General features: G+C 71.1%; 23 protein-coding genes. 10 read left to right on the plus strand and 13 right to left on the minus strand.

Features of this window, described 5'->3' with window-relative positions; translation table 11 throughout:
* Nucleotide 1: 1 nt before the first annotated feature.
* Both C9J87_RS10375 and C9J87_RS10380 read right to left on the minus strand, forming a co-directional pair.
* Complete coding sequence (locus C9J87_RS10375; RefSeq protein WP_010833093.1) at nt 2–463, minus strand: SRPBCC family protein; 462 nt, start codon at nt 461–463, stop codon at nt 2–4.
* 10 nt (nt 464–473) lie between these two features.
* Nucleotides 474–1,355: an SDR family oxidoreductase gene (locus C9J87_RS10380; RefSeq protein ID WP_010833094.1), complete on the minus strand. Its 882-nt coding sequence runs from the start codon at nt 1,353–1,355 to the stop codon at nt 474–476.
* A 135-nt stretch (nt 1,356–1,490) separates the two neighbouring features.
* Between C9J87_RS10380 and C9J87_RS10385 the strand changes: the two genes are divergently transcribed.
* The gene (locus C9J87_RS10385; protein WP_010833095.1) at nt 1,491–2,120 is read left to right on the plus strand and encodes a sulfotransferase family 2 domain-containing protein; all 630 of its coding nucleotides are present in this window, start codon (nt 1,491–1,493) and stop codon (nt 2,118–2,120) included.
* Between the two features lie 49 nt (nt 2,121–2,169).
* The gene (locus C9J87_RS10390) at nt 2,170–3,669 is read left to right on the plus strand and encodes a sulfatase family protein (RefSeq protein ID WP_010833096.1); all 1,500 of its coding nucleotides are present in this window, start codon (nt 2,170–2,172) and stop codon (nt 3,667–3,669) included.
* On the opposite strand, the gene C9J87_RS10395 is transcribed toward C9J87_RS10390, so the two are convergent.
* The 4 genes from C9J87_RS10395 to C9J87_RS10410 are packed head-to-tail and all read right to left on the minus strand — an operon-like array spanning nt 3,666 to nt 7,359.
* Nucleotides 3,666–4,814, minus strand: a complete 1,149-nt coding sequence (locus C9J87_RS10395) for an acetyl-CoA C-acetyltransferase (RefSeq protein WP_107705485.1) — start codon at nt 4,812–4,814, stop codon at nt 3,666–3,668. The two genes, C9J87_RS10390 and C9J87_RS10395, sit on opposite strands and share 4 nt — an antisense overlap.
* Nucleotides 4,807–5,409 (minus strand): TetR/AcrR family transcriptional regulator, encoded by a 603-nt coding sequence (locus C9J87_RS10400; RefSeq protein ID WP_010833098.1) that lies wholly within the window; start codon nt 5,407–5,409, stop codon nt 4,807–4,809. The genes C9J87_RS10395 and C9J87_RS10400 overlap by 8 nt, the downstream gene beginning before the upstream one ends.
* Nucleotides 5,402–6,196, minus strand: coding sequence for an SDR family oxidoreductase (locus C9J87_RS10405; RefSeq protein ID WP_010833099.1), 795 nt, complete (start codon nt 6,194–6,196; stop codon nt 5,402–5,404). The genes C9J87_RS10400 and C9J87_RS10405 overlap by 8 nt, the downstream gene beginning before the upstream one ends.
* The gene (locus tag C9J87_RS10410; RefSeq protein ID WP_010833100.1) at nt 6,193–7,359 is read right to left on the minus strand and encodes an acyl-CoA dehydrogenase family protein; all 1,167 of its coding nucleotides are present in this window, start codon (nt 7,357–7,359) and stop codon (nt 6,193–6,195) included. The genes C9J87_RS10405 and C9J87_RS10410 overlap by 4 nt, the downstream gene beginning before the upstream one ends.
* A gap of 69 nt (nt 7,360–7,428) precedes the next feature.
* Between C9J87_RS10410 and C9J87_RS10415 the strand changes: the two genes are divergently transcribed.
* From C9J87_RS10415 to C9J87_RS10425, 3 genes are read left to right on the plus strand one after another with little or no spacing between them, the layout of a single operon-like run.
* Nucleotides 7,429–8,568 (plus strand): acyl-CoA dehydrogenase family protein, encoded by a 1,140-nt coding sequence (locus tag C9J87_RS10415; RefSeq protein ID WP_010833101.1) that lies wholly within the window; start codon nt 7,429–7,431, stop codon nt 8,566–8,568.
* Nucleotides 8,565–9,530 (plus strand): acyl-CoA dehydrogenase family protein, encoded by a 966-nt coding sequence (locus tag C9J87_RS10420; RefSeq protein WP_107705486.1) that lies wholly within the window; start codon nt 8,565–8,567, stop codon nt 9,528–9,530. Before C9J87_RS10415 ends, C9J87_RS10420 begins: the two co-directional genes overlap by 4 nt.
* The gene (locus tag C9J87_RS10425) at nt 9,530–10,435 is read left to right on the plus strand and encodes an acyl-CoA dehydrogenase family protein (RefSeq protein WP_010833103.1); all 906 of its coding nucleotides are present in this window, start codon (nt 9,530–9,532) and stop codon (nt 10,433–10,435) included. The genes C9J87_RS10420 and C9J87_RS10425 overlap by 1 nt, the downstream gene beginning before the upstream one ends.
* Nucleotides 10,436–10,444: 9 nt before the next feature.
* Here C9J87_RS10425 and C9J87_RS10430 read toward each other — a convergent pair whose 3' ends face one another.
* The 5 genes from C9J87_RS10430 to hsaA form a co-directional block, all read right to left on the minus strand.
* Nucleotides 10,445–11,392 (minus strand): zinc metalloprotease, encoded by a 948-nt coding sequence (locus tag C9J87_RS10430; protein ID WP_107705487.1) that lies wholly within the window; start codon nt 11,390–11,392, stop codon nt 10,445–10,447.
* A gap of 85 nt (nt 11,393–11,477) precedes the next feature.
* Nucleotides 11,478–12,095 (minus strand): flavin reductase family protein, encoded by a 618-nt coding sequence (locus C9J87_RS10435; protein ID WP_232211490.1) that lies wholly within the window; start codon nt 12,093–12,095, stop codon nt 11,478–11,480.
* Nucleotides 12,096–12,118: 23 nt separating this feature from the next.
* Complete coding sequence (gene hsaC, locus C9J87_RS10440) at nt 12,119–13,009, minus strand: iron-dependent extradiol dioxygenase HsaC (RefSeq protein ID WP_010833106.1); 891 nt, start codon at nt 13,007–13,009, stop codon at nt 12,119–12,121.
* On the minus strand, nt 13,006–13,869 hold the full coding sequence (gene hsaD / locus C9J87_RS10445) for a 4,5:9,10-diseco-3-hydroxy-5,9,17-trioxoandrosta-1(10),2-diene-4-oate hydrolase (protein WP_010833107.1): 864 nt from the start codon (nt 13,867–13,869) through the stop codon (nt 13,006–13,008). Before hsaD ends, hsaC begins: the two co-directional genes overlap by 4 nt.
* Nucleotides 13,870–15,042 carry a 3-hydroxy-9,10-secoandrosta-1,3,5(10)-triene-9,17-dione monooxygenase oxygenase subunit gene (gene hsaA, locus C9J87_RS10450; RefSeq protein WP_010833108.1) on the minus strand — a complete coding sequence of 391 codons (1,173 nt, stop codon included), beginning with the start codon at nt 15,040–15,042 and terminating at the stop codon, nt 13,870–13,872.
* Nucleotides 15,043–15,076: 34 nt separating this feature from the next.
* On the opposite strand from hsaA, the gene kstD reads away from it, so the two are divergent.
* Genes kstD through C9J87_RS10475 form a run of 5 tightly spaced genes read left to right on the plus strand, consistent with a single transcriptional unit; the run spans nt 15,077 to nt 20,013 of the window.
* The gene (gene kstD / locus C9J87_RS10455; RefSeq protein WP_198016821.1) at nt 15,077–16,750 is read left to right on the plus strand and encodes a 3-oxosteroid 1-dehydrogenase; all 1,674 of its coding nucleotides are present in this window, start codon (nt 15,077–15,079) and stop codon (nt 16,748–16,750) included.
* Nucleotides 16,740–17,588, plus strand: coding sequence for a MaoC/PaaZ C-terminal domain-containing protein (locus tag C9J87_RS10460; protein WP_010833110.1), 849 nt, complete (start codon nt 16,740–16,742; stop codon nt 17,586–17,588). Before kstD ends, C9J87_RS10460 begins: the two co-directional genes overlap by 11 nt.
* Nucleotides 17,589–17,593: 5 nt before the next feature.
* A complete protein-coding gene (locus tag C9J87_RS10465; RefSeq protein ID WP_010833111.1) occupies nt 17,594–18,334 on the plus strand; it encodes a dienelactone hydrolase family protein in 741 nt (246 codons plus the stop codon).
* A 39-nt stretch (nt 18,335–18,373) separates the two neighbouring features.
* Nucleotides 18,374–19,519 carry a glycosyltransferase 87 family protein gene (locus C9J87_RS10470; RefSeq protein ID WP_010833112.1) on the plus strand — a complete coding sequence of 382 codons (1,146 nt, stop codon included), beginning with the start codon at nt 18,374–18,376 and terminating at the stop codon, nt 19,517–19,519.
* On the plus strand, nt 19,516–20,013 hold the full coding sequence (locus C9J87_RS10475; RefSeq protein WP_036490727.1) for an AAA family ATPase: 498 nt from the start codon (nt 19,516–19,518) through the stop codon (nt 20,011–20,013). Before C9J87_RS10470 ends, C9J87_RS10475 begins: the two co-directional genes overlap by 4 nt.
* On the opposite strand, the gene C9J87_RS10480 is transcribed toward C9J87_RS10475, so the two are convergent.
* Together C9J87_RS10480 and C9J87_RS10485 are read right to left on the minus strand one after the other, a co-directional pair.
* Nucleotides 19,904–21,445, minus strand: a complete 1,542-nt coding sequence (locus tag C9J87_RS10480) for a potassium/proton antiporter (RefSeq protein WP_010833113.1) — start codon at nt 21,443–21,445, stop codon at nt 19,904–19,906. The two genes, C9J87_RS10475 and C9J87_RS10480, sit on opposite strands and share 110 nt — an antisense overlap.
* Nucleotides 21,436–21,864, minus strand: coding sequence for a hypothetical protein (locus C9J87_RS10485; RefSeq protein WP_036490729.1), 429 nt, complete (start codon nt 21,862–21,864; stop codon nt 21,436–21,438). Before C9J87_RS10485 ends, C9J87_RS10480 begins: the two co-directional genes overlap by 10 nt.
* Nucleotides 21,865–21,905 lie beyond the last annotated feature (41 nt).

Raw genomic sequence — 21,905 nt, forward strand, 5'->3', positions numbered from 1 at the left:
GTCACTCCCCCAGGTGGCGCAGCATGTTGGCGGCGAACCGCTTGCCCATGGCCGCGACGACCCCGCCCATCACCGTCTCCACGGCGATCCGCGAGATCCTGGGCAGCGGCAGGTCGCACCAGACCTCGAGGTCGATCGCGACGTGCGTCCCGGAGCCGGCCGGCGTGAGGAGGTAGGTGCCCTCGACGCCGGTGCGTTCGTCGGTCTTCGCCGGGTCGTGCGCGAAGACGATGCGGGTCGGCTCCTCGAAGGTCATCACCTCGGTGAAGGTGGGCGTGATGGTCGCGCTCATCACCGGGATCCGGGTGAGGTGCCACGTCCAGCGGTCGCCGTCGACCTCGATGCGCTTGAGGTACGGCGTGAGCCGTGGGAGCAGCTCCGGGTCGGTCAGGACGTCCCACACCCGGTCGGGCGCGGAGCGCAGGTTTGCCTCGGAGCTGTTGTGCGCGCGGAAGCGGTTCACGCGACCGAGCCTAGGAGACCCCGTAAACCGGCTCCGGTGTCGCGCCCTCCGCGACCAGCTCGCGCATGGCCGCGCCGACCTCGGCCGCATCCCAGCGCCGGCCCAGGTCGCGGGAGGCGCCATGGCGCCAGCCGTCCTCGAGGGTGAGCTTCCCGCCCTCGATCTCGATGACCCGGCCGGTGAGCTCGCAGTCGGTCGAGGCCAGCCAGGCGACGACCGGCGAGTTGTCCTCGGGCTCGGGCAGCTTCGCCGCGAACACGCCCTCGGTCATCCGGGTCTTCGCGACCGGTGCGATCGCGTTGACCGCGACCCCGACGCGACCGAGCTCCGCCGCCGCGACCAGTGTGAGCCCCGCGATCCCGGCCTTGGCCGCTGAGTAGGCGGCCTGCCCGATCGAGCCCTGCAACCCGGCGCCCGAGGAGGTGTTGACGACGCGCGCGACGCGCTGGCGCCCGGCCTTCGACTCCAGCCGCCAGTACGCCGCGGCGTGCCGCAGCGGAGCGAAGTGCCCCTTCAGGTGGACCCGGATGACCGCGTCCCACTCGTCCTCGGTGGCGTTGACCAGCATCCGGTCGCGCACGAAGCCGGCGTTGTTGACCAGGACGTCGAGGCCGCCGAAGGTGTCGATCGCCTGCTGCACCATGGCCTCCGCCTGGGCGAAGTCCGCGACGTCCGCCGCGTTGGCCACGGCCTCGCCGCCGGCCTCGCGGATGAGCGCGACGACCTCGTCGGCCGGCGAGACGGCGTCGGAGGGCTTCTCGCCGGCCAGCGAGACGCCGAAGTCGTTGACCACGACCTTGGCGCCCTGGCGGGCGAGCTCCAGGGCGTGCGCGCGGCCGATGCCGCGGCCGGCTCCGGTGACGATCGCGATGCGGCCTTCAAGGAGGGTCATGAGGACTCCAAGCTGTTGACGTGGGTGGAGATGGGGGGTGCGCCCACCCTACCAAGCAATTGCTTGGTCGGGGTGCCGGTCCGTGTCCTCACCGTCGGGGCCAGCGTCGACCACCGCAGCGTCTAACCTCTGAGCGTGCTCATCTCCGACCAACGCCGGATGCTCTTCGTCCACATCCCGAAGACCGGCGGCGCCTCCGTGGAGCAGCTGCTCCGCGAGATGTGCCCGGACGCTCGCTCGGTCGGCAAGCAGCGGCACGCGCGGCTGCGCCGGATCCTCAAGCAGCACCCCGAGTTCGAGGGCTACTGGTCGTTCGGCTTCGTGCGCAACCCGTGGGCCCGGATGGTGTCGTGGTACTCCATGATCGAGACGTGGGACCGCCGCTGGGGCCCCGCCTCGGGCCGCCCCCAGGACGGCCAGTGGGGCTCGACGCGCGACGGCAACCCGCTGTGGCGCGCGGTCGCGGCGTACGCCGACTTCGACGAGTTCATCCTGCGTGGCACCGCCGAGATCGACCGGCTCGCGATGCCGCAGGTCGACTACCTCGTCGACGGGGACCAGCGCGCCGACTTCATCGGTCGCACCGAGTCGCTGGGCGAGGACATGGCGACCGTGCAGCGCGAGCTCGGGCTCCCGGTGACCGAGATCCCGCGCCGCAACACGACGTCGCACGGCTCCTACCGCGACTACTACACCCCGGCCGCGCGCGACCGGATCGGCGAGGTCTACGCGAAGGACGTCGAGGCCTTCGGCTACGACTTCTGAGCGTGCCCGGCCACGCTGCCACCAGCTGCTCAGAGCTAGGGTTCGCCTCGTGTCACGTCCGTCTGCGCTCGCTCTCGCCCTCCTGCTCGTCACCGGACTGACGGCGGGCTGCATGCCCGCCCGGGAGCAGGACCGCGTGCCCGGGCCGCCGGACTCGACCGCCGGTGTCACCGTCGGCGACCAGCCCAACATCGTGCTGATCACGTCCGACGACCAGACCAAGCTCGAGCTCAAGTGGATGCCGAAGACGAGGAAGCTGATCGGCCGGGCGGGCCTGACGTTCAAGAACATGATCGCGCCGCACCCCAACTGCTGCCCGGCGCGCGCCCAGATCCTCAGCGGCGGGTACGCCCACAACAACGGGGTCCGCACCAACTCCCCGCCGTGGGGCGGGCACGAGGGCTTCGACCCGACGACGGCCCTGCCGGTGTGGCTGCAGGCAGCCGGCTACAGCACTGCCTTCATCGGCAAGTACATGCACGGCTACGACGAGAACGACGGCATCGAGCCGGGCTGGGACCAGTGGAAGCCGATCGTCGGCACGCTGTCGGACTACCGCTCGTTCGTGCAGTACGACAACGGCACCCTCGTGCAGTTCGGCGAGACCGACTACTACACCGACGTCGTCGCGCAGCAGGCCGCCGCGGTCGTCACCGACTTCAGCGCGGCCGGTGAGCCGTTCTTCCTGTGGTCGAGCTTCATCGCGCCGCACGGCACCTGCCAGGGCAACACCGAGGCCGACTGCTCCGGGCCTCCCCCGGCCGCGGACCGGCACGCCGGCATCCTCGGCGACGTCGCACTGCCGTCGCTGTCCTCGCCCTCCTTCAACGAGCCGGACGTCAGCGACAAGCGCAAGGACGTCAAGGCGCAGCCGGGCGTGGACCCGGCCACCCAGCAGGCGCTGTTCACCCAGCGGCTGCGCACGCTCGCCGCGCTCGACGAGGCCGTCGCCGGCATCGTGGCTTCCCTCGAGGCCGCCGGCACGCTCGACGACACGGTCATCATGTTCACCAGCGACAACGGCTATCTCTTCGGTGAGCACCGACTGGTGGGCAAGAACGTGCCCTACGAGGAGTCCATCCGGGTGCCGCTCGTGATGCGCGGCCCCGGCATCCCCGCCGGCGAGCGACGCAGGCAGACCGTCGCGATGGTCGACCTCGCGCCCACCATCGCCGAGCTCGCGGACGCCGACCCGACGGTCGGCATCGACGGCCGCAGCCTGTTGGGGTACGCCGTCCACGACCGCCGCCAGCGCGACCGCGGACTGCTCCTGCAGGCCGGGTCGAAGGGCAAGGACGAGAAGACGGCCTGGCGCTGGCGCGGGGTCCGCACCAAGCGCTACACGCTCGTCCGCTGGCAGGGCCCGCGGTTCGTCGAGCTCTACGACCGCACCACCGACCCCCTCCAGCTGACCAACGTCGCGCTGGACCCGGCCTACCGCAAGGTCCGTCGCGTGCTGGCCGGCTACCTCGACACCCTCGAGGACTGCGCCGAGGCGAAGTGCCGGACGCTGGTGCCGGAGCTGCCGGCTCCCAAGCCCCTCGTCTAGAGCCGCTCGATGATGGTCACGTTGGCCTGACCGCCGCCCTCGCACATCGTCTGCAGGCCGTAGCGGCCACCGGTGCGCTCCAGCTCGTTGAGCATCGTCGTCATCAGCCGGGTGCCGGTCGCACCGATCGGGTGGCCGAGCGCGATCCCACCCCCGTTGACGTTGACCTTGTCGTGCGGGACGTCGAGCTCCTTCATCCACGCCAGCACGACGCTGGCGAAGGCCTCGTTGCACTCGAACAGGTCGATGTCCTCGATGCCCAGGCCCGACTTGGCCAGCGCGTGCCGGGTGGCCGTGATCGGGCCGGTGAGCATCCAGATCGGGTCGTCGCCGCGGACCGACAGGTGGTGGATGCGAGCGCGCGGGGTGAGTCCGTGCTCGGCCACCGCCCGCTCGGAGGCGATCAGCATCGCCGAGGAGGCGTCACAGATCTGGCTGGCGACGGCGGCGGTGATCCGGCCGCCGGGGGCGAGCGGCTGCAGGCCCGCCATCTTCTCCAGCGACGTCTCGCGCGGGCACTCGTCGGTGTCGAAGTCCCCGACGGGCGCGATCTCGCCCACGAAGCGACCCTCGGCGATCGCCGTACGCGCCCGCTCGTGGGACGCCAGGGCGAACGCCTCCATGTCCTCGCGGCTGATGCCCCACTTCTCGGCGATCATCTCGGCCGAGCCGAACTGCGAGACCTCGACGTCGCCGTAGCGCGCCGCCCAGCCGGGCGACTCGGCAAACGGCGTGGTGAAGCCGTACTGGTCGGCGACGAGCATGGCGGCGCTGATCGGGATGGCCGACATGTTCTGCAGCCCGCCGGCGACGACGAGGTCCTGGGTGCCGGACATGACGCCCTGGGCAGCGAAGTGCACGGCCTGCTGCGACGAGCCGCACTGGCGGTCGATGGTGACACCGGGGACGTGGTCGGGCAGCCCGGCGACCAGCCAGGCCGTGCGCGCCACGTCGCCGGCCTGCGAGCCGATGGTGTCGCAGCAGCCCATGATCACGTCGTCCACGAGTCCCGGGTCGATGCCGGTGCGCTCGACCAGGGCGGACAGGACGTGGGCACCGAGGTCGGCCGAGTGCATCGCGGCGAGCGAGCCCCCACGCTTCCCGACCGGGGTGCGGACGGCGTCGACGATGAATGCTTCAGGCACGGGCAATTCCCTCCAGCAAGATGGTGAGGTACTGGTCCGCCACGTCGCTGTGGCTCAGGTCGCCACCGGGGCGGTACCAGCGGACGGCGACCCAGACGGTGTCGCGGATGAAGCGGTGGACGAGGTCGATGTTCAGGTCCGGGCGGAGCACGCCGGTCTCGACGCCCTCGCGCAGCAGCGTCACCCAGATGTCGCGCGACTGGGCTCCCCGCTCGGCGAGGTAGCCGAACCTCTCGAGGGTGCCGAGGTGGTCCGCCTCGTTCTGGAAGATCGCGACCTCGGCCGGGTGCTGGTCGATGGCCTCGAACGAGAGCCGCACCACCCGGTCGAGCTTGGTGCGGGCGTCGTCGTCGGAGGCCAGCACTGCGTCGTACGACGCGAACAGCTCGTCCTGGAAGGTCGAGAGGATCTCGTCGACCATCGACTCCTTGGAGTCGAAGTGGTGGTAGAGGCTGCCGCTCAGGATCCCGGCGGCCTCGGCGATGTCGCGGACCGTGGTGTTCCTGAAACCCTTCTCGGCGAACAGCGTGGCGGCGATCCGCAGCAGCTCGCTGCGCCGGCCCGTCGTGCTCGGCGTGCTCGTCGGCTCAGGCATGCTGGCTGCTCACGGAGATGACCTCGCCGGTGAGGTAGGAGGAATAGCCGCTGGCCAGGAAGACCATCACGTTGGCGATCTCCCAGGGCTCGGCGGCCCGACCGAAGGCCTCGCGCTGCTCGAGCTCGTGCAGGAGCTCGTCGCTGGTGACCTTGGCGAGGAACGGGTGCATCGCCAGCGACGGGGAGACCGCGTTGACGCGGATGCCGTGCGGGGCGACGTCGAGGGCTGCGCAGCGCGTCAGCGCCATCACCCCCGCCTTCGCAGCGGCGTAGTGGGCCTGGCCCTCCTGGGCGCGCCAGCCGATGACCGAGGCGTTGTTGATGATCACCCCGCGCGTGCCGGCCGCGATCATCCGGTTGCTGGCCGCGCGCACGCAGCGCATGGTGCCGGTCAGCGTGATGTCGAGGACCCGGCTCCACTGCTCGTCGGTCATCTCGGTGATCGAGGCGGTGCCGCCGAGGCCGGCGTTGTTGATCATCACGTCGACGCCACCGAGCTCGTCGGCCACGTCGAGCAGGGCGCTCACGTCGGCCTCGGCGGTGACGTCGCAGACCAGCGAGCGCACCCGCTCGGCGCCGAACGCGTCGGACAGTGCAGCCTGCGCCTCGGCGATGCGGCGTTCGTGGGTGTCGGAGAAGACGACCGCCTGCGCACCCTCCTCGAGCGCACGGCGCACGACCGCGGCGCCGATGCCCGCGCCGGCGGCCGCCGTCACGACGACGACCTTGCCCGCCAGCAGGTTGTGCGGCTCGACGTAGTCGGGCGCAGGTTGTCGAACTCTCATCCGCGGGGCTCCTTGGGTAGGCCGAGCACGCGCTCGGCGAGGATGTTGCGCTGGATCTCGTCGCTGCCGCCATAGATCGTGTCGGCGCGGGAGAAGAGGAAGAGACGCTGCCAGGCGTCCAGGTCATCGGCGTCCCGGCCCGGACCCGCCTGCAGGCCTGCCGGGCCGGCGATCGCCATCGCGAGCTCGCCGAGGTCGCGGTGCCAGTTGGCCCACACGAGCTTGGCGATCGACTCGGCGCCGGGCGCCGGGTCGGCGAGCGTGCGCTGCACGTTGGCCCGCATCACCGCGAGGCCGACCTTCGCCCGGGCCAGCCGGTCGCGGAGCAAGGGGTCCTCGAAGGAGCCGTTGTCCCTGGCCAGCGTCACCAGGTCGGCGAGCTCGCGCTCGAAGCCGACCTGCTGGGCCAGCGTGGAGACGCCCCGCTCGAAGCCGAGCAGCGCCATCGCGACCGCCCAGCCCTGGCCGGGCTGGCCCACGACGAGGTCGGCGGTCGTGCGCGCGCCGGTGAAGAAGACCTCGTTGAACTCCGAGCCGCCCGTCAGCTGCTCGATCGGGCGGACCTCGATGCCGGGCTGGTCGATCGGGACCAGAAGGAAGGACAGTCCGTGGTGGCGCTGGGAGCCGGGACCGGTGCGGGCGAGGACGAAGATCCAGTCGGACTCGTGGGCGTTGGACGTCCAGACCTTCTGGCCGTCGATGATCCACTCGTCGCCGACCAGCCGGGCCTTCGTCTGCACGTTGGCGAGGTCGGAGCCGGCGTCGGGCTCGGAGTAGCCCTGGCACCACAGCTCGGTGACGTCCTTGATCCGGGGCAGGAAGCGCGCCCGCTGGGCATCCGTGCCGTGGGCGAGCAGTGTCGGGCCGAGCAGCTCCTCACCGAGGTGGTTGACCCGCGCGGGCGCCTCGGCCAGGGCGTACTCCTCGTGGAAGATCACCTGCTGGTCCAGGCTCAGGCCGCGACCGCCGTGCTCGACGGGCCAGCCGACGCAGGTCCAGCCATGCGCGGCGAGGTGGCGGTTCCAGGCCAGTCGCTCGGCGTGGGCCTCGTGCTCGCGCCCCGGTCCGCCCAGGCCCTTGCAGGCCGCCCACTCGCCGCTCAGGTTGTCGACGAGCCAGCTGCGGACCTCGGTCCGGAACTCCTCATCGGTGGGGGCGCTCATGCCTGCTACCCTACCAAGCAATTGCTTGGTTCGCACCACCCAACCAAATGCCCACGAAGGACCTCCGCGATGGATCTTGACCTCACCGACTCCGAACTGGCCTTCCGGGCCGAGGCCCGCGAGTGGCTCTCGGCCCACGTGCCGCGCACACCGCTGCCCTCGATGGACACCGCCGAGGGCTTCGTCGCCCACCAGGCGTGGGAGAAGCAGCTCTGCGACGCGCGCTGGTCGGTGGTGTCGTGGCCGCGCGAGCTCGGTGGCCGCGAGGCGTCGCTGGTCGAGTGGGTGATCTTCGAGGAGGAGTACTACCGCGCGGGCGCACCCGGTCGGGTCTCCCAGAACGGCATCTTCCTGCTCGCACCGATCATCTTCGACCACGGCACCCCCGAGCAGCAGCAGCGCTTCCTGCCGACCATGGCCAGCGGCGAGAAGGTGTGGGCGCAGGCGTGGTCCGAGCCCGAGGCAGGTTCCGACCTCGCGTCCCTGCGGTCGAGCGCCACCCGCGTCGACGGTGGCTGGCGGCTGAGCGGCCAGAAGACCTGGTCGTCGCGCGCCGCGCTGGCGCACTGGGGGTTCGGTCTCTTCCGCTCCGACCCGTCCGCGGAGCGGCACGCCGGGCTGACCTACTTCCTGTTCCCGCTCGACGCCGACGGGATCACCGTCCGCCCGATCGCCCAGCTCGACGGTGAAGCCGGTTTCGCGGAGGTCTTCTTCGACGACGTGTTCGTCCCCGACTCCGACGTGCTCGGCGCCCCCGGCGACGGCTGGCGGGTCGCGATGTCGACCGCCGGCAACGAGCGCGGGCTCTCGCTCCGCTCCCCCGGGCGGTTCTGCGCCGCCGCCGATCGACTCGTCTCGCTGTACGCCGCCACGCCGGCCCCCTCAGGGGCCGCGGCCGACGCCGTGGTCGACGCCTGGGTCAAGGCCCGCGCCTACCGCCTCTACACGTGGGGCACCGTCACCCGCCTCGCCGCCGGTGGCGACATGGGCACGGCCGGCTCGGTCAACAAGGTCTTCTGGTCCGAGCTCGACGTCGCCCTGCACGAGACCGCCCTCGACCTGCTCGGCCCCGAGGCGGAGGTCGAGTCGGCCTGGACCGACGGCTACCTCTTCTCCCTGTCCGGCCCGATCTATGCCGGCACCAACGAGATCCAGCGCAACATCGTCGCCGAGCGGATCCTCGGCCTCCCGAAGGAGCCACGCCGATGAGGTTCACCCACACCGCTGAGCAGGCCGACTTCGCGCGCACGCTCGAGTCGCTGCTGTCGGGAGCCGACACCGTCACCGCCGCCCGTGCGTGGGCGGCCGGCGACCACGCGCCCGGCCTCGCCCTGTGGTCGAAGCTGGCCGACACGGGCGTCACCGCGCTGCTGGTCCCGGAGCGGGCCGACGGCCTGGCTGCCAGCCCGGTCGAGCTCGTCATCGCCATGGAGGCCATCGGCCGCCACTGCGTGCCGGGTCCGTGGGTGGAGACGCTGGCCTTCCTGACGCCGCTGCTCTCGTCCGTCGGCTCCGCCGACGACACGCTGGCCGAGGTGGCCGCGGGTGAGGTGCTGCTCACCGTCGCGGCCGGTCCGCACGTCCCCCACGCCCTCGACGCCGACGTCGCGTCGGCCTTCAGGCTCCTCGACTCCCGCACCCTGCACACGGCTCGGGTCGGTGCGGCGCTCTCCTCCATCGACACCACCCGGCGGCTCTTCACGGTCGTCCCGGACCGCGAGATCGCCGAGGTCCCGACCGACGCGGTGCTCGCAGCGTTCGACCTTGCGGTGCTGGCGAACGCCGCGCAGCTGCTCGGGGCCGGCGAGCGCGTGCTCGCCGACAGCGTCGCCTATGTCAAGCAGCGCAAGCAGTTCGGCCGCGAGATCGGGTCCTACCAGGCGATCAAGCACCAGCTCGCGGACGTGCGGATCGCGCTCGACTTCGCCCGCCCGCTCATCGACGGTGCGGCGCTCACCCCGGGCACGATCGACGTCTCCGCTGCCCGCATCGCCGCCGCGGACGCCGCCCACCTCGCGGCGCGGGTCGGGCTGCAGGTGCACGGTGCGATCGGCTACACCGCCGAGTTCGACCTGTCGCTGTGGATCCTCAAGATCCGCGCTCTGGTCGCGGCCTGGGGCACCCAGTCCTTCCACCGGGCGCGGGTCCTGCAGGCGCTGGGAGCCGCCTGATGCGCACCGAGGAGCAGGCCGAGCTCGCTGCCGTCGTGCGGTCCCTGCTCGCGAAGCGCGCCGACAGTGCGGCCGTCCGGGCCGCGATGACCTCCGGGAGCGGCTTCGACGAGACCCTGTGGCAGACGCTGTGCGAGCAGGTCGGCGTGACCGATGCCGACATGGGCGTCGCCGAGACCTGCGTCGTGCTCGAGGAGCTCGGCCGCTCGCTCGCGCCCTCTCCCCTCCTCCCCACCGCGATCGCCGCCGCCGCCCTGCTCGCCGACGGCGACCCGGGCGGCCTGCTGGAGCGCATCGCGGCCGGCGAGATCGCCACCGTGGCCACCCCCGACCACGTGCTCTTCGGCGCCCAGGCACAGATCGTCCTGGCGTACGTCGACGGCATCCTCGTCGAGGTGGCCGAGACCCCCGTCAAGGTGCCCGCGATGGACCCGACGATCCAGCTCGCGACCGTGGCACAGCGGGTCGACCCCTTGCCCGCTCACGTCCGCGACGTCGCGCTCGTCCTCACCGCAGCCCTCCAGGTCGGCGGCATGCAGCGCGCCCTCGACGACACCGTCGCCTACAGCTTGCAGCGGGTGCAGTTCGGCCGGCAGATCGGCTCGTTCCAGGCGTTGAAGCACCGGATGGCCGACCTGCTCGTCGAGCTCGAGCTGTCGCGATCAGCGATGCTGCACGCGGTCGACGGGCTGGTCGACGCGGCAACCGATGCACCCGAGAGGGCGGCCGTCGCTGCGGCGTACTGCACCGAGGCCTTCGGCCACGTCGCCGGCGAGATGGTCCAGCTGCACGGCGGCATCGCCATCACCTGGGAGCACGATGCCCACCTGGTCCTCAAGCGGGCGCACGCGCTCGGCACGCTGTGGGGCCAGCCGCACACGCACCGTGCGCGGCTGGCCCTCTGACGGGGTCGGTCAGCCGTTGCCGCCGGCGCGGTACTCCACCCAGCCGTCGCTCATCCGGGCCGACTGGCCCGGCGTGAACATGTTCATGCAGGAGTCCTGCGTGTAGTCCATGAAGTTGTGGATGGGGTCGAGGCCGGGCGCCGAGCAGGTGTCCGCGCCGACCGGACAGTCGAACTGCGGGTGCGCCTCGGCCGGGGTGTCGTCGACACCGTCGCCCTTGACCGAGCAGCCGCCGGCGAAGGTGTGCTCGAGCATCAGCCAGTGGCCGACCTCGTGGGTGAGCGTGTCGCCGAGGGAGTACTTGCCAGCCGTGCCGCCGGGCATCGACTCGTCGAGGATCACCACGCCGTCCTTGGTGGCACCGGAGCCGGCGTTGTAGGTCTGCGGGAAGTAGGCCCAGCCGAGCAGGCCGCCACCGATGTTGGCGGCATAGACGTTGAGCGTCTCGGAGTCACCCTCGTGCAGGGCCTCCTTCATCGCGATCTCGGTGCGCCCCGGGGTGACGGTCGACCACTCGGCGTTGACGGTGTAGGTCGTCTTGGCGAGGGCGAAGCGGAACGGAGTGTCGGCGGCGTCCGGAGCGGTCAGCCCGCTGAAGGAGTCGTTGAGCACGGTCATCTGTGCGGCGACCATGCCCTCCATCCGGCGGGTCTCCCTGCGCGTCAGGGCGTGGTCGGAGACGACGTGGAAGACGGTGTCGACGGTGACCGACCCGGGTGCGAGCTGGGCGGAGTCGGCGAGCTGGGCGAACTCGCCTGCCTTGGCGGCGGGGTAGAGCGCCGGCTCCTGGGCCTTGGCGCCCGGCTTGATGCGGGCGGCGGACGAGGAGCCCTCGGCGCAGGCAGCGGCGCCGTCGGACATGACGCCGGCGAAGACCGGGGTGACGGCGAACGTCAGCGGCGAGAGGGCGAGGATGCCGGAGACGGCGGCGGTGCGGGCAAGACGCGTGGGACGCATGGGTGGTGTTCCCTTCGGGCGACGAGGTGGATCAGGCCAACCTAGACGCGCGTCGCCGGTTTGGGTATCACCGCTGCGGGGGAACTCAGGTCGCGGTGCGATAGCCGCCGCGGTAGTAGAGCAGCGGGTCCTCGGCGTCGCCTGCGGCGAGGTCGACGACCTTGCCGATCACGAGGTAGTGGTCGCCGGCCTCGTGCACGGCGTGCACCGTGCAGTCGACGTGACCGACGATCCCGGCCAGCAGCGGCGAGCCGGTGTCCTTGCTCGGGGTCCAGGAGACCCCGGCGAACTTGTCGTCGCCACTGGACGCGAACTGGTTGGAGACCTGCTCCTGGTCGGAGGCCAGGAAGTTGACGCAGAACGTGCCGGCACGCTGGATCGACGCGAAGGCCCGTGACTGCCTCGTCGGCAGGAAGGCGACGAGCGGCGGGTCGAGGGAGACACTCGTGAACGACTGGCAGGTCATCCCGACCGGCACCCCGTCCGACACCGTCGTGACGACCGTGACTCCCGAGGCGTAGCGGCCGAGGACGTCGCGGAACAGCCGCGCCTGGTTCTGCGCCTCCTCGCCGTCGACCTCGATCGTCTCGCCGGGCCGCCACTCGAAGTCGTGGGGGAAATTGCCCAGGAACGAGTCGATCAGCTCCCGTGGCGGCCAGGACGCGCGTGCGTCGTCGGCCATTCCGTCAGGGAGGTCATTCATCCGGACAGTCTCGCCCATCGCGCTCAACCGCCGAACTGGTGACCCCAGTAGGAGACGGCCGTGCTCTCCCGGGCCACCCAGCGGGCGTCGTCGACCTGCAGGCCCTCGGTGCCGAACTCGATGTCGAAGCCGGCCGGGCTCTTGACGTAGAACGAGACCATCTCGTCGTTCATGTGCCGCCCCAGCGTCGCCGACAACGGCGCCTTGTGCTTGCGGACCCGCTCCAGCGCGCGACCCACGTCGTCGAGCCTGTCGACCTCGAGCATGATGTGGACGCACTTGGACGGGTTGGGCATCGGCAAGAACGCCAGCGAGTGGTGGCGCGGGTTGATGCCGAGGAAGCGCAACCACACCTTGGTGCCCGGCTCCTTGCCGACGAACTCACCCGGCATCGACATCGAGTCGCGCAGCCGGAAGCCGAGCACGTCGCGGTAGAACCGCAGCGCCTCGACGTCGTCGCTGACCGGGACCACGATGTGGCCCATCCCCTGGTCGCCGGTGACGAAGGTGGCGGCATAGGGCGTGACGACCGGGCGGGACTCGTAGGTGATGCCGTGGAAGAGCTCGAAGACGTTGTCGAAGGGGTCGGTGAAGCGGACCAGCTCCTGCACCCGGCGCTCGGCCAGCTCGGCGGCCGTGCCCTCCTCGAACTCGACGCCCGCCTTCTGCAGGTGCTCGCGCGCCTGCTGGAGCGCGTCGTGGTCGGCCAGCTCCCAGCCGGTCGCCGACAGCTCGTCGACGTCGCTCGGGAAGACGACCAGCCGGGCCGACACCTCGTCGATGCGGTAGTAGAGGTTGCCCTCGGTCGGCCCGCGGCCGACGGCGAGTCCGAGCACCTTCTCGGCGAAGGAGCGCCAGGCCTCGAGGTCGGTGCTGGCCACGCGGACGTAGCCCATGGACTTGATGTCGATCATTTCGATCCCCTCTCGACATGGCGGTTCAGGAAGTTGACGGCGACCTCGCGGAACTCGTCGGCCGCCTCGATCTGGGCCCAGTGGCCGCAGTTGGGGAACACGTGCAGCTGGGCCTTCGGGATCAGCTTGAGGGCGACCATCGCGCCGTCGAGCGGGTTGACCCGGTCCTCGCGGCCCCAGGTCAGCAGCGTGTGCTGCCGCAGCCGGTGGGCCTCGCGCCAGAGCATGCCGTCCTCGTAGGTGTCGGGGTTCCAGAACGACAAGCCCATCGAACGCATCGCCTCGCGGGCGCCGGGCGCCGTCGCGTCGGCGAAGCGCTCTTCGACGAGCTCGTCGGTGACGAGGTCCTGGTTGACCACCATCGTCCGGATGAATGCCCGCAGGGACTCGCGCGTCGGGTCGGCCCCGAAGTCCATCAGCCGCTGCACGCCCTCGGTGGGATCGGCGTGGAACAGGTTGAGCGAGAGCCCGCCCGGTCCCATCAGCACCAGCCGCGCGACCCGCTTCGGGTGCTCGAGGGCCAGCCGCATCGCCGTACCGCCACCGAGGCTGTTGCCCAGGAGGTGGCAGCGGTCGATGCCGAGGTGGTCGAGCACGCCGATGACGTGCTGGGCGGCGTGGCGGTAGTAGTTGCCGACGACCTCGGGCTTGCCGGAGGCGCCGAAGCCGGGCTGGTCGACCAGGATCGTGCGGAAGCCCTGCGCGAAGCCGGGCAGGGCCGCGCCGAAGTTGGACCACGACGACGCCCCGGGCCCGCCGCCGTGCAGCATGACGAGCGGGAACCCCTCACCGCTCTCGTAGTAGGCGATCTCGGTGCCGTCGACCTCGACGGTCAGGCGGAGGTCTTCCTTGGCGGGCACTCAGTACATCCCCGGGTCGATCTTGTGCCCGAACTCGAGCTCGCCGAACATCTTCAGCGCGCGCTCGGGGTCGTTGGCAGCGTGCACCCGTCCGGCATGGGCGTCGCGCCAGGCTCGCTGGAGGTAGGTGCCCTCGGCCAGGGCCCGGCCGCCGGACGCCTCGAACAGCGCGTCGATCGCGTCGATCGCGCGCTGGGTGCCGAGCACCTGGTCACGCCGCACCTTGAGCCGGAGGTTGAGCGGGATCTTCTCCCCGCGGGCGACGTGCGCCTGCTCCTCGCGAATGTTGGTCATCAGCAACGCCCAGGCGGCGTCGATCTCGCTGCCGGCGCGCGCGATCCGGACCGCCGCGAAGGGGTCGGAGGATGCCTTCTCCCCGAGGTAGGCCGCACGCACGCGCTGCTGCTGCATCTCGACGTGCTCGGCGTAGGCACCGCTGGCCATCCCGACGATCGGGCTGGTGATGGTGCTGGTGAACAGCGAGTGGAAGGGCAGCTTGTAGAGGTCGGAGGTGTTCTGCTCCTGGCCGGGGCCGAAGCAGCGGCCGGTGTCGCTCATCGACAGCGTGAACGCCTCGGGCACGAACACGTCGTCGACGACGACGTCGTTGGAGCCGGTGCCGCGCAGCCCGACGACGTTCCAGACGTCGAGGATCTCGTAGTCGGAGCGCGGGACCATGAAGGTCTTGAAGTCGACGACGTTGCCGTCGGCGTTGAAGACGAGCCCGCCCAGCAGCACCCACTGGGCGTGCGCGGACCCGGATGAGAACGACCACTTGCCGCTGAGGGTGTAGCCCCCGTCGGTGAGCACGGCCTTGCCGGTCGGGGCGTAGGACGAGCTGAGCCGGGTGCTGGTGTCACTCCCCCAGACGGCCTGCTGCGCCTCGTCGGTGAAGAGCGCGACCTGCCACGGGTGGACGCCGAGCACGCTGGAGATCCAGCCGGTCGAGCCGTCGGCGGAGGCGATCAGCCGCACCGCGGTGAAGAAGTCGACCGGGTCGGACTCGAGGCCGTCGAAGCGCGCGGGCTGCAGCATCCGGAAGAAGCCGGTCTCCTCGAGCTCCTTGACCGACTGGTCGGGCACCTGCCGCAGGCGCTCGGCCTCGTCGGCACGCTCGCGGAAGCCGGGCAGCAGGTCTCGGACGGAGTCGAGAACAGGTGAAGGCGTCGTCATGTCGCCATACTAGAACCTGTTACAGTTTTGCGCCATGAGCCCCCCTCTGCCGGACCAGGTGGATGTCGTCGTCGTGGGCGCCGGTGGCGCCGGCATGGCCGCCGCGCTCGCGTCAGCGGCGCGACACGGACTACGCACGATCGTCATCGAGAGCAGCGACACCTTCGGCGGGTCCACGGCCCGCTCGGGCGGCGGCGTCTGGATCCCCGGCAACTACGCGCTGCGCGACGCGGGGCAGGTCGATCCCGGCGACCTCGACGCGGCCAAGCTCTACCTCGACTCGATCGTCGGCGACACCGTCCCGAAGGTCCGCCGCGACACCTACCTCGAGCGCGGCCCCGAGGTGATGGACTTCCTGCGCGAGCAGACACCGACCCGCTTCGCGTGGGTTCCGGAGTACGCCGACTACCTCCCCGAGCAGCCCGGCGGGCGCGTGCGAGGGCGGAGCGTGGAACCGGTGCCGCTCGATGCGTCGTTCCTCGGCGAGGAGCTCTCCCGGCTGACGAAGCCCTACACGAAGGCACCGGCCAACCTGATCGTCACGCAGGCCGACTTCCGCAAGATCAGCCTGGGCCTGCGCACGCTGCGCGGCCCGTTGACCATGGTCAAGGTGCTCCTCAAGCGGATCGTCAGCGGCCTGCGCCGCCAGCGGATGTATGCCATGGGCAACGCGATCGTGATCGGGCTCCGCCAGGGCCTCGTCGACCACGGCGTGGACGTCCACTACGCCACTCCCCTGGTCGGCCTGGTGACCGATGACGGCCGCGTGGTCGGCGTGGAGGTTCTCCGGGACGGCGAGCGAGCGGTGATCCGCGCCACCTGTGGCGTGGTGCTCGGCTCCGGCGGCTTCGAGAGCAACCAGGAGCTGCGTGAGAAGTTCCTCCCCCAGCCCACCGACGCAGCCTGGACGACCGGCGCCGCGAGCAACACCGGCGGCGGGCACGAGGCCGGCATCGCCATCGGCGCCGCGACCGACCTGATGGACGACGCGTGGTGGGGCCCGACGATCCCGCTGCCGAGCGGTCCGTGGTTCTGCCTGGCCGAGCGCAACCTGCCCGGCTCGATCATCGTCGACTCCGGCGGCCGGCGCTTCATGAACGAGGCGCTCCCCTACGTCGAGGCCACGAAGGAGCTCTACAAGGCGCACGAGGCCGGCCCCAGCGCCGTACCGGCCTGGATGGTCATCGACCAGCGCTACCGCAACCGCTACCTCTTCGCCGGGCTGACGCCGCGCACGCCCTTCCCGGGACGGTGGTACAAGCACGGCACCATCAAGAAGGGCGCGACCCTCGCCGAGCTGGCCGACGAGATCGGGTTGCCGCCGGGGGCGCTGGAGGAGACCGTCGACCGGTTCAACGGCTTCGCTGCGACCGGCGTCGACGCCGACTTCCACCGCGGCGAGAGCGCCTACGACAAGTACTACTCCGACCCGCGGGTCACGCCGAACCCGTCGCTGCACGCCATCGACGAGGGCCCGTTCTACGCCGTCAAGATCGTCCCCGGCGACCTCGGCACCAAGGGCGGGCTCGTCACCGACGAGCATGCGCGGGTGCTGCGGCCGGACGGCTCCACCATCCCCGGTTTGTACGCCGCCGGCAACGTCTCCGCAGCGGTCATGGGCCACACCTACGCCGGCCCGGGCGCGACGATCGGGCCCGCCCTGGTGTTCGGCTACCTCGCCGCGGAGGACATCGCCCATGCCCATTGATCCCGCGATCGCCATCGGCGCCGAGCTGCCCGACCGCACGTTCTCGTGGTCCGAGCCGGACGTCCAGCTCTACCAGCTCGCCCTCGGTGCCACCGACCTGCGGCACACGCTGGAGACCCACGGCCTGCAGGTGCTGCCGACCTTCGGCGTCGTGGCGCCGTCCTTCCACGAGACCGACCCGCCGCCGCTCGACCTGCCCGGCTGCGACATCAACCTGTCCCAGGTCGTGCACGGCTCCCAGTCGATCTCGGTGACCGCACCCCTGCCGACCTCGGGCACCGCCACCCTCTCGACCCGGATCTCGGACGTGTGGGACAAGGGCAAGGCCGCAGTCATCTGGCAGGAGGGCGTCGCGCGCTCGGAGGCGGGAGCGGAGCTGTGGACCGTCCGCTCGTCGATCTTCGTGCGCGGCGAGGGCGGCTTCGGCGGGTCTCGCGGCTCGTCCGAGCCGGTGGAGATCCCCTCTCGCCCAGCCGACGCGTCGTCGACGTACGACGTGACGGCGCAGCAGGCGCTGCTCTACCGTCTCTGCGGCGACCGCAACCCGCTGCACGCCGACCCGGAATTTGCGAGCGCGGCCGGCTTCCCGGCGCCGATCCTGCACGGCCTGTGCACCTACGGCATCGTCCTGCGCGAGGTGACCGAGCTGCTGCTCGACGGCGACGCCACCCGCGTGAGCGGCTTCACCGCGCGCTTCGCCGGGGTGGTCTTCCCGGGCGAGACGATCCACGTCGACGCCTGGGCGGACGACGGACGGATCATCGTCGAGGCGACCGTCGGGGCCGATCGTCGACCTGCGCTGGCCGACTGCGTCGTCACGACGCGTGCGCCACACTGACGCCCATGACCTTCCCGGACGACTGGACGCAGGGCTCGCACACGCACGACGGCGTCAGCCACACGACGTACAGGCAGTCTCCGTCGACAGGAAGCGGTCCCGGCGTCATCGTCATCCACGAGATCCCGGGCATCACGCCCGCGGTGGCGGCGTTCGGCCAGGAGGTCGTGGACGCCGGCTACACCGTCGTGATGCCCAGCCTGTTCGGCACCGACGGCGCTGCCTACACGCCGCTCGCGGTCGGCAAGGCCATCCGACAGGTGTGCGTCAGCCGTGAGTTCACCAAGCTCCGCACCGGCGTCACGACGCCGGTGGCCGGCTGGCTGCGCTCGCTCGCGACCGAGCTGCACGAGGAGCTGGGCGGGCCCGGCGTCGGCGCGCTCGGCATGTGCTTCACCGGCGGCTTCGCGCTGGCGATGATGGTCGACGCACCGGTCACCGCGCCGGTGCTGTGCCAGCCGAGCACTCCCTTCGTCCCCGGCCGCAAGCGCGCCGCCGACCTCAACCTCTCGCCGGGCGACCTCGACGTCGTCAAGGGCAAGTGCGCGGCCGGGCAGCAGGTGCTGGGGCTGCAGTTCCGCAAGGATCCGCTGACCGGCACCCGCTTCGACACGCTCACGCGCGAGCTCGGCGACGCGTTCATCCGCGTCGAGCTCGAGGGCAGGGGCCACTCCACCGTCACCGAGCACCGGCGCCAGGCCGGCGTCGACGCGGTGCTGTCATTCTTCGCCGACAACTTGCACTGAGGTCGGGTGGCGTTCATCCGGTTGCCCTAGCGTCCGGGCGTGCCGCCACCTGTCCGTCGTGATCTCGGGCTCGCCGTCGCGGTGACCTGGATGGTCACCCTGGTGCACCTCGCGGCTCGACCGGGCGGGCAGCTCGACCTGTCGGTCTATCGCGCCGGCTCCCAGCGGCTGCTCGACGGGGCCTCGGTCTATGCCCAGCCGTACGGCGACCTACCGTTCACCTATCCGCCGTTCGCGGCGCTCGTCATGGTGCCGCTGGCGGTGCTGCCCGCGACGCTGGCCGAGCTGGTGCTGCCGCTGCTCTCGGCGCTGGCGCTCGTCGTCGTGTGGCACCGCTGCGGGCTCGCCACCCGCTGGCTGCTGCTGGTCGCACCGGCCTCGGCCGTACTCGAGCCGGTGTGGATGACCCAGCACTTCGGCCAGGTCAACCTGCTCCTGCTCGCGCTCGTGCTCGCTGATCTCGTCGGCCCGACGTCCCGCTGGCGGGGCGTGCTCACCGGCATCGCGGCCGGGCTCAAGCTGACGCCGCTGGTATTCTTGGGCTATCTCGTCGTGACCCGCCAGTGGCGCGCGGCCGGCGTCATGGCCGCGGTCTTCGCCGCGACGGTGATGGTGCCGATCGTGCTGCTGCCCGGCGACGGCCTGCGGTTCTGGACCTCCGTGCTGCCTGACGCCGAACGCATCGGGGCGTCGTGGTTCGCCGGCAACCAGTCGGTCATGGGCGTCCTGGCCCGGCTCGGAGGCGACGCCGCGTGGGTCCGACCGGCCTGGTTCGTGCTGGCCTCCGTCTTGGTACTGCTGCTCCTGTGGCTGGCCCGCTTGCTGTTCCTGCGGGGCGACACGCTGGGTGCCGTGAGTGCGACCGGGCTCGCGTCGCTGCTCGCCTCCCCTGTCTCGTGGAGCCACCACTGGGTCTGGTGCATCCCCCTGGGCGTCGTGCTCCTGCGGCGTGCGGGTCTGCTCCCTGCCCTCCTGTGGGCCGCCCTGTTCGTCGCGGCTCCCCACCTCTGGGTGCCCCGGGGGCACGACTCCGAGCTCGGCTGGACCTGGGCGCACCTGCCCGGCGACGCCTACGTCTGGGGGGCACTTGCTTGGCTGGCCGTCGTGGGGCGGACGTCATGGCGACCGGTCGCCCGGGCGACCAGCGCCCATGACGTCCCGGAGCGGCTAGCGTCTCGGGCGTGACGCTGATCGTGATGACCGGGCTGCCCGGGAGTGGCAAGAGCACCATCGCGGCGCAGCTCGCCGGCGAGCTCGGCTGCGCGGTCGTCTCGGTGGACACCATCGAGCGCGGTCTCCACGACGCCGGGGTCGATGCTTCCCAGCCGACCGGCCTGGCGGCGTACGCCGTCGCGAACCGTCTCGTCGACGCGCAGCTCGCCCTGGGCCACACGGTGGTCGCCGACGCCGTCAACCACCACCCCGACGCTCGGCAGGCGTGGCTCGACCTGGCGGCGGACCACGGCGTGGAGCTCCGGGTGATTCACGTCGAGTGCAGCGACGAGACCCTCCACCGGGAACGGCTCGAGACCCGTGAGCACGAGCTCCGAGTCGTGCCGTGGGAGCGCGTCATCGAGCTGCGCGGGACGTGGGCACCGTGGCCGGTCGAGACCGAGACGGTGGATACGGCTCGCTCGACAACGGGCTGTTCCACACCGCCAGCCGACCTCCGCGACTGATCGCCTGCAAACGGCCCTCAGTCGCGTCGCGCACCGCGTCCGGGACCGCGAGCAACAGATGGTCGCCGTGTCGCAATGACAGGTGCGGGCCCGCTGCCACGACCCCTCCCTCGCGAGCGACGAAGGCGAGGACGACGTGCTCCGACAGTCGCAAATCGTCGACGAACACACCATGCAACCGCGAGCCCTGCGGCACCTCGAACTGCAACACGCTCGCGCCCAGCTTCTCCAGCGGCGCCGACTCGACGGCCAGCTCGTCGGCCCGCTCGACCATCAACCCACTCCAGCGCGCGAGCCGCGGCAGCAACGGCGCCTGGATGAGCACGAACGTGATGACCAGCACGAAGACGATGTCGAAGACACGGTGTGCCGCAGGCAGCCCCTCGCTGACGGGGATGGTCGCCACCACGATGGGTACGGCGCCGCGGAGACCGGCCCAGGACAGGAACATCTGGTGTCGCCAGGGCACCCGCCACCAGATGGCGCACGCGACGACGGAGATCGGCCGCGCAACGAGGGTCAGGCCGATCCCGACGATCGCGGCGGGCAGCAACGCGTCGGGCAATCGCGTCGGGCTGGCAAGCAACCCGAGGAGCACGAACAGCCCGATCTGGGCCACCCAGCCGAGGCCGTCGGCGAAGCCGGCCGTCGCCTGCCGGTGCGGCAGCTTGGCATTGCCGAGCCACATCCCGGCGACATAGATGGCCATCAGGCCGCTCACGCCGAGGAGGCCGGCGACGGCGAACGCGAGGAACATGATGGCGAGCGTCGCGAGCGGGTAGAGCCCCACCGCCGGGAGAGCACTGGACGCCAGGATCCGCTGACCGAGGAAAGCAACTCCGACGCCGATCAGCACACCGCCCACGAGCTGGAAGACGACCAGCCCCAGGATCTGCCAGCCGGAGGCCTGGTGCCATGCGTCGCTGGCCACGACGGAAACCAGGATGATCACCGGCGGGTCGTTGAAGCCCGATTCGGCCTCCAGCGTGGCGCGGATCCGCGGTGCGAGTGGGAGTCGTCGCATGATCGCAAAGGTCGCCGCCGCGTCGGTCGAGCCGACGACTGCGCCCAGCAGCAGCGCCGTACGCACGTCGACCTCGAGGGCCCAGTAGGCGATCGTGGCGGTGATCGCCACCGAGATCGCGACGCCGGCCGTCGCCAGCAGACCCGACAGCCCGACGACCGGGCGGATCACGTCCCAGCGGGTGCTGAACCCGCCCTCGGCCAGGATCATCGCCAGCGCGATGGTGCCGAGGATCATCGTCAGCTCGGCGTCCTCGAAGCCGAAGCCGAGCCCGGACTCGCCGAGCACCAGTCCGATGACCAGGTAGAGCAGCAGGCTGGGCAGGCCGATGCGGGTCGATACGCGGACGGCGGCTACTCCGACGAGCAGGACCAGGCTGCCGGCGAGGATCGATGTGTTCAGGTCCATCTGTCGGGCCCGGCCCGGACCAGACGACGCAGCTCCGGCGAGACGACCACGTCGGCCGACTCCACCGTCACGTAGTCAATCCGAACTCCAGCGAGAGGCGCGCTCAGCAGTTCGTCAACCGACTCACCAGTGGCCGGGAGCTCGGCGACGGCGCGCGCTCCGATCAGGTGGCGCAGGCTCCACTCGAGCTCGGCCTCGACGAGTTCGTCGACGTCACGACCGGCGGTCGCGGCGTCGGTCACCGTCTGCAGGAAGGACGCCTGCAGGTGCGCGGTCACGCCGTCGAGCGTGGTGGCAGTGGCGACCACGAGCCGGTGTTGCGGGCCGGTCGGGCGAGGCTCGCGGCCTCCGAAGACGGAGAGGATCACGGCGACGACCAGCGCGGCCGCGATCGAACCCGCAACGAGAATGAGCTCCACGCAATCCTCCTCAGACTTGGTCGGGTCCCGCCCGAGCGCAT

The organism is Nocardioides allogilvus, from assembly GCF_003047285.1.
Taxonomy (GTDB): domain Bacteria; phylum Actinomycetota; class Actinomycetes; order Propionibacteriales; family Nocardioidaceae; genus Nocardioides; species Nocardioides allogilvus.

Coding starts and splice junctions, on each gene's coding strand:
- C9J87_RS10380 (WP_010833094.1), bottom strand. CDS start 1,355: ATGACCCTCCTTGAAGGCCGCATCGCGATCGTCACCGGAGCCGGCCGC.
- C9J87_RS10400 (WP_010833098.1), bottom strand. CDS start 5,409: ATGCCTGAGCCGACGAGCACGCCGAGCACGACGGGCCGGCGCAGCGAG.
- C9J87_RS10405 (WP_010833099.1), bottom strand. CDS start 6,196: ATGAGAGTTCGACAACCTGCGCCCGACTACGTCGAGCCGCACAACCTG.
- C9J87_RS10410 (WP_010833100.1), bottom strand. CDS start 7,359: ATGAGCGCCCCCACCGATGAGGAGTTCCGGACCGAGGTCCGCAGCTGG.
- C9J87_RS10415 (WP_010833101.1), top strand. CDS start 7,429: ATGGATCTTGACCTCACCGACTCCGAACTGGCCTTCCGGGCCGAGGCC.
- C9J87_RS10420 (WP_107705486.1), top strand. CDS start 8,565: ATGAGGTTCACCCACACCGCTGAGCAGGCCGACTTCGCGCGCACGCTC.
- C9J87_RS10425 (WP_010833103.1), top strand. CDS start 9,530: ATGCGCACCGAGGAGCAGGCCGAGCTCGCTGCCGTCGTGCGGTCCCTG.
- C9J87_RS10430 (WP_107705487.1), bottom strand. CDS start 11,392: ATGCGTCCCACGCGTCTTGCCCGCACCGCCGCCGTCTCCGGCATCCTC.
- C9J87_RS10435 (WP_232211490.1), bottom strand. CDS start 12,095: ATGAATGACCTCCCTGACGGAATGGCCGACGACGCACGCGCGTCCTGG.
- hsaC (WP_010833106.1), bottom strand. CDS start 13,009: ATGATCGACATCAAGTCCATGGGCTACGTCCGCGTGGCCAGCACCGAC.
- hsaA (WP_010833108.1), bottom strand. CDS start 15,042: ATGACGACGCCTTCACCTGTTCTCGACTCCGTCCGAGACCTGCTGCCC.
- kstD (WP_198016821.1), top strand. CDS start 15,077: ATGAGCCCCCCTCTGCCGGACCAGGTGGATGTCGTCGTCGTGGGCGCC.
- C9J87_RS10460 (WP_010833110.1), top strand. CDS start 16,740: ATGCCCATTGATCCCGCGATCGCCATCGGCGCCGAGCTGCCCGACCGC.
- C9J87_RS10465 (WP_010833111.1), top strand. CDS start 17,594: ATGACCTTCCCGGACGACTGGACGCAGGGCTCGCACACGCACGACGGC.
- C9J87_RS10480 (WP_010833113.1), bottom strand. CDS start 21,445: ATGGACCTGAACACATCGATCCTCGCCGGCAGCCTGGTCCTGCTCGTC.